An 18,056-nucleotide genomic window follows, 5' to 3' on the forward strand; every position below is an offset into this window, starting at 1 on the left:
TAATCTAATTATTTTTTTAACTTATTAAGGGCTTCCCAACGTGGGTCGCTTGTTTGTTCATTTTCTTCGTCCTGCTTTTCGATAGATAACTGATTTAAGCGGTCAATCATTTCCTGATCGCAATCTTTACCTGCCTGTTCGCAGTTTTTGATATAAGGTACCGCTACGTTAATCATTTCGTATAAAGGCCCCGATATATCAATTTCGGAATCTTTCCGGCTTAATGAGATAATTTCCTCATCATCACTTTCCAGTTCATCTTCAGCAAACTTTACAATCTGCCTTTCGTAAAGGTTTACCGGGTAAGCAAATTCTGATAAACATTTATCACAATCTAAATTTACAGTACCCATAACTTTGAATTTCAGGATCAACATGGTCTCTTGTTTCTCAAGTTCCAGGTCTACCTTCAAATTTCCACTTTTGATTAACGAATACTCAAACGCGTTAAAAAAGCGGTCATCAAGCTCATAATCAAACTGATGAGATCCCAATTTTAATCCGGTAAACGGTAATGAAAATTGTTTTAGTGGGTTCAAAGTACTGTAAAATTTTAGCCTGCAAATGTAGGGATAAAATAATTAGATTAAAAATGTTTTTTAAAAATTGTTGATGTTAACTCAGCAGGTTTTCAGATTGTTTGCTGATATATTGTTAATATCTCGCAGGTTTTAAAAGCTGCAAGGGTAGTAAAGTGTTTAAAACCGGGAATAGGAATTAAATTTCCTTCAGTTCATATGGGCCTTACCCAAGCTACACAAGGGGCAGGCTTTTCAGGGCATTAGAGAATGAAATGGTATTAAGACCTCGCAGGTTTTCGAAACCTGCGAGGTCTGGAATAAGGTTAGCCAGCCAGTACCATTTCCTTATTATTCCTGCTCCATTCACTCCAAGAGCCAACGTAAAGTTTCGGGATAGGCAGGCCTGCATAATCCATAGCCAGAAGGGTATGGCATGCTGTAATACCCGACCCACAGTGAACAATGATATTTTCGGGTTTCACATGTGCCAGTGCTTCTGCGTATTTTTCTTTTAATATTTCCGGCGCAAGAAAAGCACCGGTTGCATCTAAATTTTCGGTAAAAGGAATATTGGCTGCTCCCGGGATATGCCCTGCAATTAAATCAATTGGTTCGGTTAAACCGGCAAAACGGTTGGCATCCCGTACATCGATTACTATATAATCATCGGTTTTGGCTACTTTTTCCACTTCGTTAATGTCAGATAAAGGAAGCTCCCATGCCTTTACTTCGTATGGCTCAACAGATTTTGGAACCTCTACTTTATCTGTAGTTGGAAAACCTGCTTTTACAGCCCCCTGGAAACCTCCATCAATTACCTGTACTTTTTCATGTCCAATGGCTTTTAGCATCCACCAGAGCCTTCCAGCTGCATTACCACCATTTTTATCATCGTACACAATTACATAACTGTGTTTGGTAATCCCCAGTTTTTGCAGCACGGCAGAAAACTGTTCGGCAGTAGGTAAAGGATGACGTCCGCCAACTGCAAAATCTCCGATATTGGCCAAATCTTCATTTACGTCGGCAAAAAGTGCTCCAGCCAAATGTTGCTCATCATACCTGGCTTTTGAGCCTGCACTGGCATCAATAATCACAATTTCTTCATCCTGGTTTAGCCAGGTTAGCTCTTCGGGTTTTATAATAGGTGATAATTTGTTTTCCATATTCAATTTTGTTTATCCATAATTAAACCATACGGTTTTTGCTCCATTGGCTTTAGCATATTCTAAAAAATTCCTGAAATTTCGAAGGTCCTGTCCAAAATTATTGCCGATATAGCCTTCGCCTTTATCAAGGTCAAAGTCGGTAAAATAGTAATCATAACCCAGGGTATCGCGCCCATGACTATTTAACTTGCCGTTCAGGTTTCCAAAATGGGAAAGCTTTTTGATCAGGGTTTCTATGGTTTCGAGTACAGTATCTATATTGCCATTGAGTTTTTCTTTATTTGCTGCCATCTGTTCAAAGATTGTTTTTTTCTCCTCTTCAGTTTCGGCGGCAGATAGCCTGTAATCTGCATATTCTTCATCCCAATATTGCTCCATATCGTACAAAACCGAAATGTTAGTGTGGGTTAAACGGCTTATCTGCTCGAGCTCGGTTTCTGCATTAATAACGTCCTTCCTCGACATGAGGTTGCAGAAAGTTCTGCTTAGGCTATGGTGGTTAAAATAATCAGGATAATCGTTAAGGTTTTGAATGGAGGATAATTCTTCGGAGTTATCTGTGATCAGGTGAATGTCAAGTCCCATAGATTAGGTTGTGGCTCAATTTTCTGCAATATAAGAGATTTTGCAAAATTAGTTCTAATGTGATTTTTTGCCCATTAAAGCCCACAATCCCAAAACCGGACCAATGGCCAGTACCATATATAGATATTGAACATTAAACTGTTTTGATAAAACGTTAACGGCCTGGATACTGATAATGGTGATGGCAAAACCAATGCAGTTTACGAGTGTTAAAGAAGTTCCCCGTAAGCTTTCGGGAGCATTTTTGGCAATCAGTGAAGAAAATAATGGCGAATCGGCCGTGCCTGATAAACCCCAGCAAAATAAAAAGATGAGAAAGAGGTAAGCGGAACCGTTGAACAGGAAAACAGGGGAGAGCAGACAACATGAGCACGAAATTGCCAATGCAATGGTTGCTATTCTTTTTGCACCAAATTTTTGCGATAACATGCCCCCAATCATACAGGAGATTCCGCCTGATGCAATAACCAGGAATGAAAATAAGGGAATATTTAAAGTCGACGATGGATGTTTGCTGTTAAAAAGTAATAACATGCCAGGTAAAAAGGCCCAGAATGTGTAGAGTTCCCACATGTGGCCGAAATAACCAAAAGCGGCCGACCGAAACCCCGGATTTTTAAAACCATCAAAACAGGAACGGAAGTTGAATTTCTGTCCCGCTGTTCTGAAAGGGCCATTTGGTACCAAAAGTAAAATAGCCAGCGCACCGGTTAATGATAATGCAGATGTACCAAAAATTACATATTGCCACGGGAAACTTGCGGTGAATGTTTTTAATAAATGCGGAAAAGCGGTTCCGAATACCAAAGCACCTACCAAAAAGCCCAGCGATTTACCCAAACCATCTTTAAAGTAATCGGAGGCGATTTTCATCCCGACAGGATAAATGCCGGCAAGCATAAAACCGGTTAAAAAACGGAAAAGCAATAATAAATTTACATCGGATACTGGAAGGCAGGCACCCAGGTTAAATAATGCAGCGGCAATTCCACAGATGAAAAACACCTTTGAGGGTGAAAAGATATCAGAAATAGCAAAAAAGGCAAAAACTAAAGTGCCACTGATAAAACCAAACTGCACCATGCTGGTCAGGTTAGCCAACAGGTTGGTTTCGGCAGGGAAATTTTTAACAATATCGGATAGTACGGCGTTGCCTGCAAACCACAATGAGGTGCAGAGAAATTGCGCAACAACGATTGTTGGGAGTACGTGTTTGGTTTTTTTAGAGCTGCTCATTTTTAGTTTGGTGCACAATTTTAACTAAAATAAACCTGATAGCAGTGGAAATCCTTTTTTGTTGCAGTAATTTAACAGCACAGCATCGCAATCATAAAAAAGATTATAACGGATAGCAGGGCTTTCGGAGCCGATGAAAAACAGGCCTTGCTTTACATAAAATATTGACCACCTAAGCCACCTTAGTTTTTAGAATGTCCGGGGTCGGATGTCCGAAGCTAGTGTTGTTATAATTTAATTACTTGCTTTAGCCTTTCAGCTTTGGTCTTTAGTCTTTCTGCTCTCCTAAGAAGCATCATCCTTAATATCGAACTGTGTTTCTACCACCTTACCACCTGAACGTAATTGGTTGCTCAGCATTTCTTCCTGCTCTCTGCGGTTTTTTACAATGTGGATGGCCGAAAATAAAGCTTCGGTAAATGATGTAGAATCTGCCAGATCTTTACCTGCAATATCGTAGCCAGTGCCATGATCAGGAGAGGTACGTACAAAGTTTAGGCCTGCGGTATAGTTTACGCCATTGTGAAAAGCCAGTGTTTTAAAAGGAATTAATCCCTGATCGTGGTACATGGCCAAAACCGCATCGAATTGTTTGTAGCTGCCGTTTCCGAAAAAGCCATCGGCCGGGTACGGACCAAAACAAACAATGCCTTTATCGTAAGCTTCCTGAATGGCTGGCGTAATAATTTCTGCCTCTTCAGTGCCTAATAAACCATTGTCGCTGGCATGTGGGTTTAAACCTAAAACTGCAATTTTCGGTTTTTCGATCCAAAAATCCTTTTTCAGACTTTCGTTAATCAGTTTTAATTTATTTACAATTTTCTCTTTTGTAATCGAAGCCGGAACATCTTTTACCGGAATATGGCCGGTAACTACACCCACCCGTAAATTTTCACTAATGAGGAACATCAGCACATCTCTGCTACCACTTTTCTCCTGCAGATATTCAGTATGACCAGGAAAGGCAAAAGTATCTGATTGAATGTTATGTTTATTGATTGGAGCAGTAACCAGAGCATCGATATCGCCGTTTACAAGGTCGGAAGTGGCACGCTCCAAAGATAAAAGTGCATATTTTCCACCGATTGCCGTAACCTGACCGAGTTCGATTTTTACATCTTCTTCCCAGCAATTAATCATGTTGGCACGTTTTACCTGCGCCTGGTTCGCATGATTGATCACATTAAAACTGAAATCGCCAAGGTTATTTGCTTTTCTGTGGAAAGATGAAACCTTGGTATGTCCGTAAACAATTGGTGTGCAGTAATTTAAAATTGCAGGATTGGATAATGTTTTAATAATTACCTCTAAACCTATACCGTTTACGTCGCCTATACTGATGCCAATTTTAAGTTTATCGCTCATAATTACTGGAAAATTTTAGCGCAAATTACTGATTTTCGTTTAAACAGGTGCTTACCGGATAAAAATTAGTTATTTTGTACAAAATAGAGTAGCCACGGAAACACAGTTTGCTCGGATACCGGGATAGGTTTTCCCTTTCTTAACAAAGTTTTTCTGTGGTTTCTGTGCCTCCGTGGCAAAATAAAGCGTAAAGATGAGTTTAGTAAAAGCAAAAAAACATTTAGGTCAGCATTTTTTAACCGATAAAGGCATTGCCAACCGCATTGTTGAGGCCCTGGTAAGTACCGATAAATACCACCAGGTTTTAGAGGTTGGTCCGGGGATGGGCATTCTATCTGATTTTTTGTTGCAGCGGAAAGATCTGGAAACTTATCTGATCGATATTGATACCGAATCTTATCACTTTTTGAACGAAAAATATCCCCAGCTGGGCGATAGGCTGATTAATGGTGATTTTTTGAAACTCGATTTTGATACCATTTTTCCGGGGCCTTTTGCCATTATCGGTAATTTCCCCTATAATATTTCATCACAGATTTTATTTAAAATCCTCGATAACCGCAATAAAGTGGTAGAAATGGTTGGGATGTTCCAAAAAGAAGTTGCCCAGCGTTGCGCCGCACCTGCAGGCAGTAAAGAGTATGGCATTTTAAGTGTATTTCTTCAGGCCTATTATAAAATCGAATACCTCATTACCGTTAAACCCGGAACCTTTAATCCGCCTCCAAAAGTTCATTCGGCCGTAATCCGCTTAACCCGTAACGAAGTGGAAACTTTAGATTGCGATGAAAAATTATTCTGGCGTGTGGTTAAAGCCGGTTTCAACCAGCGTAGAAAAACCCTGCGTAATGCCGTTTCGGCAGTAATGGCCAAAGATAAAATGGATGATCATATTTATTTTGAAAAGCGTGCCGAGCAGTTAACCGTTGCCGATTTTGTAGCCTTAACGCAGCATGTGAGTAAGTTGATGGCTGTGTAATTAACATTCACTTTTGGTTAAAAAACCATTTTTTTATAAATATGCAAAGCATGCTTCGGCTCATTTCGGCTGCAGCAGTCCCGCTTTTCATTACAAGTCCGCACTCGTACCTCGCTTACGGGCTTTCCATTTCAATCGGGTTTATGTATTTCCTATACTGCATTAAATCAAACTGTTCTGTTCACTAGTATGAACATTGCCCGAATACAATTTACAGTCTGTGCAATCTTAAAATCTGTGTTATTTTGCACTTGCGTTTTCTTGCAAAATCATGATTATTTTCACCTAATTTCTCCTTTCCTTTGCGCTGTAATTTTTAGGACAAACTCATGATTAATTATCGCGAAATATTTGAAGAACAGGGTATTGACTACCTCACTTACCGTGCATTGGTCGATCAACTTTTACTGGAAGGAAAAACTACTGGTCCGGATAATTCTGAAGCCATGTTGCATTACAGTAAAATGAATGTTCAACGCATGAACAGGGTTGATAAAACAGTTAGTTTAAATGAAGAATTAGCTGCAGTTGTTGAAAATTTAAAAGGTAATTACAAATTCCTGGTGATTACTGAAGGCTGGTGTGGCGATGCTGCGCAGATTATTCCGGTATTTAATAAAATTGTTACGGCATCGTTGGGTAAAATAGATATGAAATTTGTTTTACGCGATAAAAACCTTCCGTTAATAGATGCACATTTAACCAATGGTGGCAGGGCTATTCCGGTGCTGATTGTGCTTAACGAATCTGCCGATCAGGTTTTAGCTACCTGGGCACCACGACCACAGATTTTACAGGCGCTTTTAAAAGAATGGAAAAAAGAAACTAGCGATTCGATGTTAGTGGCAGAAAAACTGCACGGTTGGTATGCTAAGGATAAAACGCAAACTACTCAGGCTGAGTTAACCTTGCTTTTGAAGGGGTTGGGGAGTTAATTTTAGAGAATAAGTCGTCATCTCGACTGTAGCGAAGCGAAATGGAGAGATCTGCCTAGATAGATTTCTCGACTACCTTGCACTCCGCCCGAAATGACGTTGTTGCGAGGATAGTTCGTGAAAGAAGTCAGATTTTAATCAACAGAAACAGTCAATCCTTCTTGCTGCAAAATTTTCCGGTAAACTTCCATTTCGGTAAAAGATCCTTCCAAAACCGGACATTTACCTTCATTATGCACTTTCCATGCAATTTTTTCGGCCTGCGACTCGTTATAATCCAGGTATTTCATCATGCAGTAAATTACATGATCAAAAGTATTGATATCATCATTCCACAAAATAAGGCGATGTACGGTTTTTAAGGAAGTTAAAATTTCTTCGAGCGTAAAGGTCTCTTCTTTGGTTTCTGTAGACATGGTGCAAAAATAACTATTTTTATGTAAGATATAATAGTTTTAATGTAAGATGGAATAGGTAAAATAGATGAGGTGCAGTAGCATAAGTCCATACAACATCTTACATCATACATTTTACATATTCTTCCATCTCTTTTAATACATTTGTTAACCAAATTTAATAAACACGAGCATGCACCAGTCTAAAATTGCGGGAATAGGTTACTACGTTCCGAAAAATGTATATACCAACGATGATTTAAGCCATTTTATGGATACTAACGATGCCTGGATCCAGGAGCGTACCGGTATTAAAGAACGTCGTTTTGCCGATCGGAATGAGGAAACTACCACTACAATGGGCATTGAAGCTGCCAAAATTGCGATCGAAAGGGCAGGGATAACTGCTAAGGATGTCGATTTTATTGTTTTCGCAACACTTAGTCCGGATTATTATTTCCCGGGCTGCGGCGTATTGTTACAGCGCGAAATGGGCATGGGCGAAATCGGCGCATTGGATATCCGTAACCAGTGTTCGGGATTTGTGTATGCACTTTCTGTAGCCGATCAATTTGTAAAAACTGGCATGTATAAAAATGTGCTGGTAGTGGGGAGCGAGAAACATTCCTTTGCAATGGATTTCGAAACCCGTAGCCGCAATGTATCAGTAATTTTTGGTGATGGTGCAGGTGCTGTAGTATTACAGCCCACAGATGAACCTGGAAAAGGAATTTTAAGCACACACTTACATAGCGATGGTGCTGATGCCGAAATTTTGGCCATGTATTACCCTGGTTCGCATGCCAATAAATGGCTTAAAGATAAACCCGCTTATCCGGAGCAGGAGCTGGGCGGATTGTTTATGACGAATGAGATTTTAGAAAGCGGTGCCGCTTTACCCTATATGGATGGACCAGCGGTTTTCAAAAAAGCGGTTATAAAATTTCCTGAAGTAATTAAAGAGGCTTTGGCCGCAAATAATTTAACCGAAAAAGATATTGATATGCTGGTACCACATCAGGCCAATTTGCGTATCAGTCAGTATGTACAGCAATTGCTGGGTTTAAACGACGATCAGGTTTTTAACAATATCCAGAAATATGGTAATACCACGGCCGCTTCTGTTCCTATTGCCTTATGCGAAGCCTGGGAAGCCGGCAAAATTAAAGATGGCGATCTGGTTTGCCTTGCTGCATTCGGATCAGGCTTTACATGGGCCAGTGCGTTGATTAGGTGGTAGCGTTTGGCGTTTGGCGTTTGGCGTTTGGCGTTTGGCGTTTGGCGTTTGGCGTTTGGCGTTTGGCGTTTGGCGTTTGGCGTTTTTGATAAAATAGCTGTGCAAGTTAAAATAAATTATACGTCATTTCGAGCGAAGTGCAACGGAGCCGAGAAATCTATCTCGAGATAGATCTCTCCATTACACTACCGCTGTAAAATCGGTACAAGTAACGTTCCGGTAGGGATGACGTTTACACTTATCTTAACTACCTTAATTTCTTAATGGTCAACATTATTTAATGCTAAAACACATTATTTTTGCGTGTTAGGCCTGATAAAATCTCCTAAATAACTACATTCTCCTGCTGCAACGGCATAAAAAGGTGTTTTACCATAATTATATCTCAATTCTTTAAGATAAGGATTATTGTAGTTTGCCTTGATGAAGTTTCTCCATTTCACATCCTTTTTATCATAATAATAAAATGATAGTGGATTGGCGTTCATTATGATCTGTTTTTGTAAACATTTAGCCAGCATAAAAGTACATTTAGCCTTAAAATCCGCATTGGTACTTAACGCCCTCGCTTTTAAATACCAGGCTTTTGCGGTCTGTGCTTTTTTGTAATCGCCATCGTACACGTATTTGGCCGGATTGCTGTTGTCGTATGATGACCAGTCGTAACTGATCAGGAACCAGCTGTTTCCAAAATAACCTGTCTGATAAACCGCGTTGGCCATTTTATAATAATAAAGCGCCGCATTTTTTTTATCGCTAACCAGCAATTTCTGCAACCGGAGCATTTCTGCTGCAAAAGCTTTTTTGCTTACAGATGCTTTGGCCGTTACATACTTTTTAGGGAAATCGTTAATGGTTTCGATAAAAGGATTGGCATACAATTTTGACTCCGATTCTGCACCATACCAGTTTTCCGGAGCAAAATATTTATAGCTTGCCGAAACCTTGGCAAACATCTGTACCGCTTTATCATATTGGTGCGTACGCAGGTAAGTAGTGCCATAAAGTTCATAAAAATCGTCGTTTTTGAGCTGGTTCAGGGCTGATGCCAATAAACCGGTCACATCATCTCCAGCCGCTTTAGTTTTATAAACGGCTAAACCCTGCATGCTTTTCGGGCTCAAATTTTTCTGCCAGAAAGAAATGCTCTGGTAGCTCATATTCTGAAAAAGAGCGTTTTCTTTTATTGTTTTGTTTGCCATATCACCTTTAACCATGGCCAGTGCTGCTTTGGCTGTATCGCCCATATTGAGGTAAGCAGGAGCCAATATTTGCTGGTAAAAATTTCTGGTAGTTCTGGTGAAACGCTTTTCAGCCTGGTCGTAATCATATTGCCCTGCCGGAAGGGTTTTATTTTCGGCAAAACGTTTCTCATCCAGCCATTTTAAAGTTGGCAATAGGTCGTTCTCGTTAAATGGATTGCCTTTTTTAATGTTTTTTGCTTTGATCAATAAATCAACAATACGGTATTGATCGCGCAACCTTTCTGGCAGCTTATCAGGTTTTAAAATGGCAAGGTAGTTTGAAGCCAGAAAATCTTTATTTTCCATCCACGATAAATAGGCTGCGGTTAGTGTACCCAATTCTGGCTGCGGGTATTTCTTTTCGGTTGCCAGTTTTACAGCAAAAGTCCTGATTTCGTTTAAACGTTTCAGGTTGATGTTTTTTATACTATCTCTGTATTTCGGCTTGTCGTTATCCGAGAAATAATAATTGTAGCCTATTTTGGCAATATCGTTAGCCTGTATCAGATCCTGCTCCAGCTTATTTACTTCACGTACCAGTAATGTGCCATTCATTTGGCTTTTGGGCTCGTAGGTGTAAACTTTATTGATGCTTTCTATACCCGAATCGGCATTGCCGAAACCGTTTATAGCCCATATATTGGCTTTTTCATTATTGGTTTTGGCATATTTTAACGCACCCTGAACTGGCGAGCTGGTGTAATAATAGTTTTTATAGGCCTGCACCCTGCGCTCGGGGTTGCTTGCAAAAACTTTAGAAAATAAGAAAGCCGATTCTTCGGGATTTCCCAATCTGCGGACTGATCCGGCATATAGAGCCAATGCCCAGCCTTTAACCGCACTGTTTACCTTGCTGGTTCTAATGTACTTTTCGTAGGTCGATTTGCTTTCGGTGTGCATTCCGGCAAAATGAAACATGCGCTCAGTCTGGTAAGCGTAACGCAATTTCAGAAAATCGTCTTTTTCGCCATCTGTTAATTTTAGTCCTTCTTTAGCCTGGTTAGCCATTGCAGCGGTATCGCGGGGAGTGGCATCCCATAGGCTGAATTCAACATTGGCCAATGGTTCGCAGCTTTTGGCAAAAAGGTAATATTTTAAAGATTCTTTACGTCTGCCCAAAGCCTGCATAAAGCTGTTCTGCTTTAAACTATCGGGTAATGGCGAAAGATTGCCATCAAAATTGATCAGTTTTACATTGGTGGCGCTATCGGTTTTGTACATTACTTTTAGTACATCCTCTTTTTTCACATTGAGGTATTTTGCCCATTCGCGACTGTTAATATCGGGTTCACTTTCTATATCAGTTTCGCTGTTCAGATAAACCATTTCATTGTAGGCAAATGGCGTATATTCATCTCCTTCGATGTTATTATGGAAATAAGAAATGTAGTAGTCGTAAGGATCGATCTCGCCACCACAGGCAAGATTTACGGCAATTTCGCCGAAAAAGGTAATCAGGAATATACTAAAAATTAGCGATAACTTTTTGAAGGTTTTCATTGGTAAAATGTTTTAATAGGTCGGTGTCTAAATGGTAGAAAAGGAGATTCCGGTCTCTGGGGGCTAAATATCGGGATAAAAATTTAGAGGTAGCAAGTAAATCTTCAGTAGAAACATGTTCCCACCTTACCACATCGCCCTGTTTTAAACCAGCAGCCGGATAATCTACCTGTAAATCGTAGAGAATGGAATTTCCTCTTTGTTTAAAAAGCCTTTTATCGTCGATTTGTGCTTTACTGATCCGTTTCGAAATACCTGCATATTGCCCATTTCTGAATACTACTGCCCATTCGAACAGCGGTAAGGCAACATCAAGGGGCAATGGGTATTGTGGCAGGTAATCTTTAAGATAAGTATCCATTTCATGTTGATCCAGGATAGAATTCTGATCGCCGAATTTGCGCAGGTTACCCATATTATAACACATTAACATAGCCTTTTCTGCAGGTGGCACACCACTTGATACAATGTTTTTAACCTGATGCAATCGTAAAGTCACCGATAGGCTTTTACCCTTTAAGAGTGGATTAGCCTTTAATTGTTCCAGAAATTTAAAATACCTGTTTCTGGTGCCTTTGGTCCAATCGCAGTCGATCTGCAATTCCTTATAATCCGGTTTTCCCGATTGTTTAACCTTTGCCTTCACAAATTTGGCAATACGATCGGCCATAACTGCTGTTTGTATGGTATCGATTTTATTAAAAACCTCATTCACAATAAATACAACAGGTATAATGTCGGTCTCTTTGGGCAGGGGATCTGAAAATTTAATGGGCGAAACAGGTACCGGAAGTTGCAGATCGGGATTAAAATCCACATCCATAATCCGCACATATAATGATTTTGATTTAAATTGATTGAGATAAGCGGTTTCGTCCTTCTTATTCTGATAATCTGTTCTCCAGTAATAAAAGTTAGGATGAATAACCGATTTTTGCTTGCAACCAATCAGGAGAAATACAGAAATCGCTAAAATACTTATCTTGCGCATATCAATTTTATTGAACAAAAGTATACAAAATGCGGGCAGTTTTACAAAGGGTTACTCAGGCAAGTTGCACAGTTGATGGAATAATAACAGGTGCAATAGAAAATGGATTTTTGGTTTTATTGGGTATCGAAGATGCCGATACGGTTGAAGATCTGGATTGGCTGGCTCAAAAAATTATCGGCATGCGTGTTTTTGGCGATGAAAACGGAATGATGAATAAAGCACTTGCCGATGTTGGGGGAGATATTTTACTGATCAGCCAGTTTACCTTATTTGCTTCTACAAAAAAGGGCAACCGTCCGGGTTTTACGAGGGCGGCGCGACCAGATGTGGCCATTCCGCTTTATGAAAAAATGATTGAAAAACTAGCTGCCTTGTTGGGTAAAGAGGTAAAAACCGGAATTTTTGGTGCCGATATGAAAATTGCACTTTTAAACGACGGACCTGTTACGATAGTAATTGACACGAAAGATAAGGAATAGGCAAAATTTAAATAACAGACGTAACCAATTGGGCTTTGGACTGTCAAAATTCTTAATTAATCTATTTCAATAAATTTTGCACTAAACTAATATGAATGATAAAATCCCGAACAGGTTAACGGAGTACAGTTTTCTGATATTTTTCCTGGTTTTAAAATTAGTTTTATCTTTTGTATTGGTTAATTCAGTTTATGAATTACATCGTGATGAATTTCTGCATTTAGATCAGGCCAGTCATTTAGCCGCCGGTTTTACTTCTGTTCCGCCTTTAACTTCATTGTTTTCATGGCTTATTAAAGCCTGTGGCAATAGCGTTTTTGTGGTAAAGCTTGTTCCTGCTTTAATGGGCGCGGTAACGATATGGTACTGTTGGAAAATAGTCGGTTTTTTAAAAGGAAACCTGTTGGCCAAGTGTTTGGTTGCCGTGGCCTGTTTATGTTCCTCTCTGCTTAGGTTAAATACGCTTTATCAACCCAATTCATTTGATGTTTTAGCGTGGACAGCTATATTTTATTATCTTTTAAAGTATTTTGATAAAAATGAGGCGAAATACCTTTATGCATTTGCCATTTTTGTGGCATTAGGGTTTTTAAATAAATATAATGTCCTTTTTCTTATCATTGGTTTATTACCTGCTATACTTATTACCTCAAACAGAAGAGTATTTGCCAATAAACATCTTTATTTTGCTGTTTTATTGGCGCTTTTAATTATTTCACCGAATGTAATCTGGCAGATCAACAATCATTTTCCGGTGCTTACACACATGAAAATTTTACAGGCAACACAATTGGTGCATGTAAATAGGATTGATTTTTTTATCGGCCAGTTCCTGTTTTTTATCAGTTCTATTTTTATTCTCTTAGCAGGAATTGGAAGTTTGGTTTTTTATAAAGATTTCCGCAAACACAGCTGGATTATTATTACCTACATCATTACCCTCATTGTATTTAGCTATTTCAAGGCGAAAGATTATTATGCTTTAGGTTTATACCCGGTTTTGCTTGCTTTCGGAGCTGCTTATTTGGGCAGGGTTTTATCAAAGAAGTATGTATTAACCGGATTATTGTTCGTTTTTAATATAGGTTCGTTTATTTATCTGCTGCCACTTTTAATGCCGGTTTACAGTCCAGCGCAAATTGTTGCCCATCATAAAAGGTTCGAGCGGGTGGGTGCCTTACGCTGGGAAGATGGCAAAAATCATGAGTTACCTCAGGATTATGCAGATATGCAGGGCTGGAAAGAACTGGCTGCACTTGTTGATTCCGCATACGCAAAGGTTAAAGATAAATCGGGACTAGTGATACGTGCCGATAATTACGGACAAGCTGGTGCGATTAACTATTATTCGAAATACAAAAATATAAATGCCGTATCGTACAATGCCGATTATTTGTATTGGTTTAAAATCGACAAACCGATCAAAGTGTTAATAATGATTACCGAATGGAAAGATGAAGACCCGTTACGCAAGCGGGAGCAGCCCTATTTTGGCAGGATAACTAAAATCGGGGAAATAACAACATCCTATGCGAGAGAAAGGGGAGCAGGCGTATTTTTACTTGAAGAAGCAAAACCCGAAGTAACGGAGATCATCAAGTCGGAAATTGAAGAAGAGAAAAACGATTATTAAACTCGGCTGTTTATTTTCTGAACGGATATATTAGTTAACATTTTTGATTGATACCAAAAAATAAGAGAGATTGATCGGTTAAATGATATATTTGATTTAGATAATAGAATATTATGGGCATAATTAACAATCTCAACTTAAAGAATACCAGTTTATTGTACTTTGCATTATTATGTTTATTTGCTTCAAGTTGTAAAAGGATAGTTAAAACTGATGGAGAAGAAACTGCTGAAAGCGACAATATTGAAGCGGTTTCTGATGCCCAGCTGCAAAAGGTGATGGCAATGAAGTTGCCCCTGAAAACAGTTACAATAGATAAAATCTATAATTTAACCATTCCACAATCTGCAAATTTTGAGGTTAGCAAAGTAGAACCCAACGATGAGACCAAGATTGGTAAAATCGGCAATGTTGATCTCACTAAACTAGCAGAGCCCTATTTATATGTTACCCTGAACAATACTTTTACCCGCCACGATGAATTGTACAACGAATACATTGTGATATTTAAGGAAAACGACACTAAAAAGGTAAGTATTAAGGAAATTAAGGAAAGTTATGGAGAAATCAACTTTGTTTATTTTGAAGACGATAATAGTTTAGTTTTCGATCAGGGCGATAGTTTTTGCACCATTCATTTTGATTACGACGAAGCAAATAAGAGCTACATTTTTTACAAATCGGAAATGAGCTGGAGTAAAAAATACCCTAAAAAGCAAAAAGTAGATCTCTGTTTACATTTGCTTAAACAAGCCAAAAATTTAACCAACCACAGTTATACCAATATACCATTTAAGTCATGGGATGATTATGTAAAAAATATCCCTGTAATAGAAACTGAATTAGTAAATGGCGTATTTAAAAAACTGGAGAAAGAGCTTAAAATATTTTTAGGCGAGGATGAAAAAGTTTCGCCACGAACCCCTGGAAATTACACTTTCGTATCGTTATACCGTGCCACTAAACCCAAAGAACAAAACTTTTATAAGTTTGTTGATGCCGTAAAAACCAATCAGGTTAGCCAGATCAGTGGTTACGATTTCGGCAGTGAAATATATAGCATTAACAGGGAGGCAGATTACCAGGTAAAACAGCAGGAGGGATCTTACCTGATCGATTTTTCGTCAAAAAGATATAGCGGTGAAATTTTTAAAAGCGGGGTAACCGTCATTTGTCCGATAAATTATAAAAACAAAAGTTTCTTTATTCAAACTGCAGACGAAGTTCCCGCATCTGATACCGATATCTATGTTAAGATGTTCAGCTATTTTAGTAAAAACTATACCCTTGATATTAAATAGAATTCATTTAACGCCTTAACACTATGCACATGTTTAAAAAAAATATACTTGCCGCTTTGGTTATTTTAAGCCTGGCATCATGCAACCCGATAGGGGAAAAAGTTGCCGAAATACCTTTGTCGGCAGGTGAAATCGGCAGTACTAATCCCATTGATTTAAAAAAGGGTGATGTGATTACGATATGGTCTAAAATTGCCGAAAGAAGTGATAAAGAGGGCGGGGCAGCGTTTAAAATAAAATATAATGTAGAAAGCAACGGACAAAACATCGTGTTCGATACTTTAAGGGTAAACGAAGGCAATCATAAGATCAATGCCGAAAAAACTACCGAATCTTATACGCAAAGCAGCTCGGCCGGCGATAGTACAAAGTATTATACCTTAAAACAGTTTGAAATCGAGAACAAAAAAATCACCATTCCACACGATGGCAAATACAACTTTGATTTTAAACTTGTAAATGGTGACTATGGATTATTCAATAACGATATGTTGATCATCTTGAGGAAAACAAAATAGCAGCAAATTTTTATTTACTGAAACCTTTCAATATAGGCTTTAAATTTATCCTCATCGTTTTGTTCAAAATATTCGGTATAAAAACATTTATGAAGGATATAATCGGTAACATAATATAGTATAAAAGTAGCAAGCGTTCCCAGCCATACAAAAGATATTATTTTGTTTTTGAGGAATGATAAAAAGCCATCAGTAAAATCAAAAAGGTCTTTTATCTCCGAAAAATATAAAACAGCTACAGCTAAAAAAGGAACAATTTTAGTGCTTAGTTTAAATCTGGCCAGTAATATGATCGAAATTACAAAAACAATCAGTTTGTAAAACACCGAAAAATCCCGTATTTCCTTTTCTTTCGAAAAATATTGATAAACATAATAAACCACCAGTAAAGCGCAATAAATAGCCAGATGGATGTTACGCTTCTGTTTTAGGCTTTGGATATAATTACTGATTGGTGCCGTGTTTATTTTAGCGAAAATGAGCAGAAAAAACGGCGCCAGATTTAGAACAGGTAGAACCGAGAAAGCATTGATAACCCCGAAATAATTTTTTAGCGTATAATTCCGGAACTGGATCAGGTTGGCGAAGAACCTCGCGGTTATAAAAAGAAAAATTAAACCCGAAACTACGTTAAGTACTGTCGGGATTTTGAGCCCCGAAGAGGAAAAAGACATGGTGAAAACCGAAACGCCCATTTCTACGATCAATAAAAGTAATATCGGATAACTGATCAAAAAGCCCCATTTAAAGAAATGAGCAGAAATTGGTTGTACATCTATCGGGTTTACCAGTTCCTTTAAGTTATAGATACGGTTTGACAAGTAAAAAAATGCAATTAAAACAGAAACAGTTTTAAAAGCAATCAACAAGAAAATTGCACATACTGCAATATCTTTCTGATAGAGCGAAGTACCCACAATACCGCCGACGAAGTTGTAGAGCGAATCGGGATCAGATGACAGGATATAGCTGAAAATGAATGTGAAAACAAACTGTGTAATAATTGCTTTTATTTTCGATGTCCCGGCAGGTTTGATTTCGGCCCGGTAATAAAAAATGGTAAATAAAATAAGGGGAATTATAAACGTGGCAAAATTTACAATGGTATAAATCTGCTCGCTATTTTCGATTTCAAGATGATAATCTAAAAAACCGGCCCAATCTGATTTAAAAATATAGTAGGGCATAAACAATACTTGGATAATTATTCCTTTAGTGATGAGTTTATTCCTGTAGAAATACCACGCAAAAACCAGGCTTTCCAGAAACCAGTTCTGTGTTTCCCATAAATAATTGTAAAATGGAGTTTCAGGACCGTAGTTGTTTATAAAATAATTGCTAATCTGAAGAATGGCAATAATAATGCCCAATACCCAAATAAAATTAATGGCTTTTTGCTGCTGATTACTGAAAATAGAGGTCATTTAGATAATTTTTATTTAGTATTGTGATGTAGCGTTTGTAATGATATGATGATTACATTATGGCTAATATATCAAATCTTGCGGTAGCAAAATAACTTTTTAAAGAAAATGACCATTAACGAAGCACAGGAGACAGTAGATCGCTGGATTAAAACTACAGGTATCCGTTATTTTAACGAACTCACCAATACAGCCATTTTGATGGAAGAAGTTGGAGAAGTAGCGCGGATTATGGCCCGTAAATATGGAGAGCAATCGTTTAAAAAAAGTGATGAAGAAGTAAACCTTGCCGATGAGATGGCAGATGTTATGTTTGTGCTGATCTGTTTGGCCAATCAAACCGGTATAAACCTGACCGATGCACTGGAAAAAAACCTCGAAAAAAAGAGTATCCGCGATGCCAACAGGCACAAGGATAACGAGAAGTTAAGATAATTATTGAATGAAAGAATTATTGAGTGATTGAATGTTATTATTTCCATTCAATTCACTCATTCAAAATTCCTTCATTCAGATTTTACTCATTTAAAATTCAATCATT

Annotated in this window: 17 protein-coding genes; 8 read left to right on the top strand and 9 right to left on the bottom strand. The window is 38.3% G+C overall.

Translation table 11 applies throughout. The features are described 5' to 3' along the window. Nucleotides 1-8: 8 nt before the first annotated feature. The 5 genes from DRW42_RS04455 to pdxA form a co-directional block, all read right to left on the bottom strand. Nucleotides 9-539 carry a YceD family protein gene (locus tag DRW42_RS04455; RefSeq protein ID WP_113947629.1) on the bottom strand — a complete coding sequence of 177 codons (531 nt, stop codon included), beginning with the start codon at nucleotides 537-539 and terminating at the stop codon, nucleotides 9-11. 305 nt (nucleotides 540-844) lie between these two features. Then, entirely contained in the window at nucleotides 845-1,687 is an 843-nt protein-coding gene (locus DRW42_RS04460; RefSeq protein WP_113947630.1) for a sulfurtransferase, read from the bottom strand. A gap of 12 nt (nucleotides 1,688-1,699) precedes the next feature. Next, nucleotides 1,700-2,275 carry a hypothetical protein gene (locus DRW42_RS04465; protein WP_113947631.1) on the bottom strand — a complete coding sequence of 192 codons (576 nt, stop codon included), beginning with the start codon at nucleotides 2,273-2,275 and terminating at the stop codon, nucleotides 1,700-1,702. A 54-nt stretch (nucleotides 2,276-2,329) separates the two neighbouring features. Continuing rightward, nucleotides 2,330-3,511 carry an MFS transporter gene (locus tag DRW42_RS04470; RefSeq protein ID WP_113947632.1) on the bottom strand — a complete coding sequence of 394 codons (1,182 nt, stop codon included), beginning with the start codon at nucleotides 3,509-3,511 and terminating at the stop codon, nucleotides 2,330-2,332. Between the two features lie 285 nt (nucleotides 3,512-3,796). Further along, nucleotides 3,797-4,876 carry a 4-hydroxythreonine-4-phosphate dehydrogenase PdxA gene (gene pdxA / locus DRW42_RS04475; protein WP_113947633.1) on the bottom strand — a complete coding sequence of 360 codons (1,080 nt, stop codon included), beginning with the start codon at nucleotides 4,874-4,876 and terminating at the stop codon, nucleotides 3,797-3,799. 193 nt (nucleotides 4,877-5,069) lie between these two features. Here pdxA and rsmA point away from each other — a divergent pair, with 193 nt between their 5' ends. Both rsmA and DRW42_RS04485 read left to right on the top strand, forming a co-directional pair. Then, nucleotides 5,070-5,855 (top strand): 16S rRNA (adenine(1518)-N(6)/adenine(1519)-N(6))-dimethyltransferase RsmA, encoded by a 786-nt coding sequence (gene rsmA / locus DRW42_RS04480; protein WP_113947634.1) that lies wholly within the window; start codon nucleotides 5,070-5,072, stop codon nucleotides 5,853-5,855. Nucleotides 5,856-6,184: 329 nt separating this feature from the next. Further along, on the top strand, nucleotides 6,185-6,790 hold the full coding sequence (locus DRW42_RS04485; RefSeq protein WP_113947635.1) for a thioredoxin family protein: 606 nt from the start codon (nucleotides 6,185-6,187) through the stop codon (nucleotides 6,788-6,790). A gap of 134 nt (nucleotides 6,791-6,924) precedes the next feature. Here DRW42_RS04485 and DRW42_RS04490 read toward each other — a convergent pair whose 3' ends face one another. Next, nucleotides 6,925-7,206, bottom strand: a complete 282-nt coding sequence (locus DRW42_RS04490; protein ID WP_025143968.1) for an ATP-dependent Clp protease adaptor ClpS — start codon at nucleotides 7,204-7,206, stop codon at nucleotides 6,925-6,927. A 172-nt stretch (nucleotides 7,207-7,378) separates the two neighbouring features. Here DRW42_RS04490 and DRW42_RS04495 point away from each other — a divergent pair, with 172 nt between their 5' ends. Further along, a complete protein-coding gene (locus DRW42_RS04495; RefSeq protein WP_113947636.1) occupies nucleotides 7,379-8,425 on the top strand; it encodes a 3-oxoacyl-ACP synthase III family protein in 1,047 nt (348 codons plus the stop codon). Nucleotides 8,426-8,715: 290 nt separating this feature from the next. Here DRW42_RS04495 and DRW42_RS04505 read toward each other — a convergent pair whose 3' ends face one another. Both DRW42_RS04505 and DRW42_RS04510 read right to left on the bottom strand, forming a co-directional pair. Continuing rightward, entirely contained in the window at nucleotides 8,716-11,166 is a 2,451-nt protein-coding gene (locus DRW42_RS04505; RefSeq protein WP_113947637.1) for a hypothetical protein, read from the bottom strand. Then, the gene (locus DRW42_RS04510; RefSeq protein WP_113947638.1) at nucleotides 11,132-12,157 is read right to left on the bottom strand and encodes a hypothetical protein; all 1,026 of its coding nucleotides are present in this window, start codon (nucleotides 12,155-12,157) and stop codon (nucleotides 11,132-11,134) included. Before DRW42_RS04510 ends, DRW42_RS04505 begins: the two co-directional genes overlap by 35 nt. Nucleotides 12,158-12,186: 29 nt before the next feature. Between DRW42_RS04510 and dtd the strand changes: the two genes are divergently transcribed. The 4 genes from dtd (at nucleotide 12,187) to DRW42_RS04530 (ending at nucleotide 16,091) form a co-directional block, all read left to right on the top strand. Then, entirely contained in the window at nucleotides 12,187-12,639 is a 453-nt protein-coding gene (dtd, locus tag DRW42_RS04515) for a D-aminoacyl-tRNA deacylase (RefSeq protein WP_113947639.1), read from the top strand. A gap of 91 nt (nucleotides 12,640-12,730) precedes the next feature. After that, a complete protein-coding gene (locus tag DRW42_RS04520) occupies nucleotides 12,731-14,272 on the top strand; it encodes a glycosyltransferase family 39 protein (protein WP_113947640.1) in 1,542 nt (513 codons plus the stop codon). Between the two features lie 113 nt (nucleotides 14,273-14,385). Beyond that, nucleotides 14,386-15,573, top strand: a complete 1,188-nt coding sequence (locus DRW42_RS04525; protein ID WP_113947641.1) for a hypothetical protein — start codon at nucleotides 14,386-14,388, stop codon at nucleotides 15,571-15,573. A gap of 29 nt (nucleotides 15,574-15,602) precedes the next feature. After that, the gene (locus DRW42_RS04530) at nucleotides 15,603-16,091 is read left to right on the top strand and encodes a hypothetical protein (RefSeq protein WP_113947642.1); all 489 of its coding nucleotides are present in this window, start codon (nucleotides 15,603-15,605) and stop codon (nucleotides 16,089-16,091) included. 14 nt (nucleotides 16,092-16,105) lie between these two features. Here the strand turns inward: DRW42_RS04530 and DRW42_RS04535 are convergent, their stop codons facing one another. Further along, nucleotides 16,106-17,515, bottom strand: coding sequence for a hypothetical protein (locus tag DRW42_RS04535; protein ID WP_113947643.1), 1,410 nt, complete (start codon nucleotides 17,513-17,515; stop codon nucleotides 16,106-16,108). A 108-nt stretch (nucleotides 17,516-17,623) separates the two neighbouring features. On the opposite strand from DRW42_RS04535, the gene DRW42_RS04540 reads away from it, so the two are divergent. Continuing rightward, on the top strand, nucleotides 17,624-17,950 hold the full coding sequence (locus tag DRW42_RS04540) for a nucleotide pyrophosphohydrolase (protein ID WP_113947644.1): 327 nt from the start codon (nucleotides 17,624-17,626) through the stop codon (nucleotides 17,948-17,950). Nucleotides 17,951-18,056: the final 106 nt, after the last annotated feature.

The sequence above is a fragment of the Pedobacter miscanthi genome, assembly GCF_003315595.1.
Taxonomy (GTDB): domain Bacteria; phylum Bacteroidota; class Bacteroidia; order Sphingobacteriales; family Sphingobacteriaceae; genus Pedobacter; species Pedobacter miscanthi.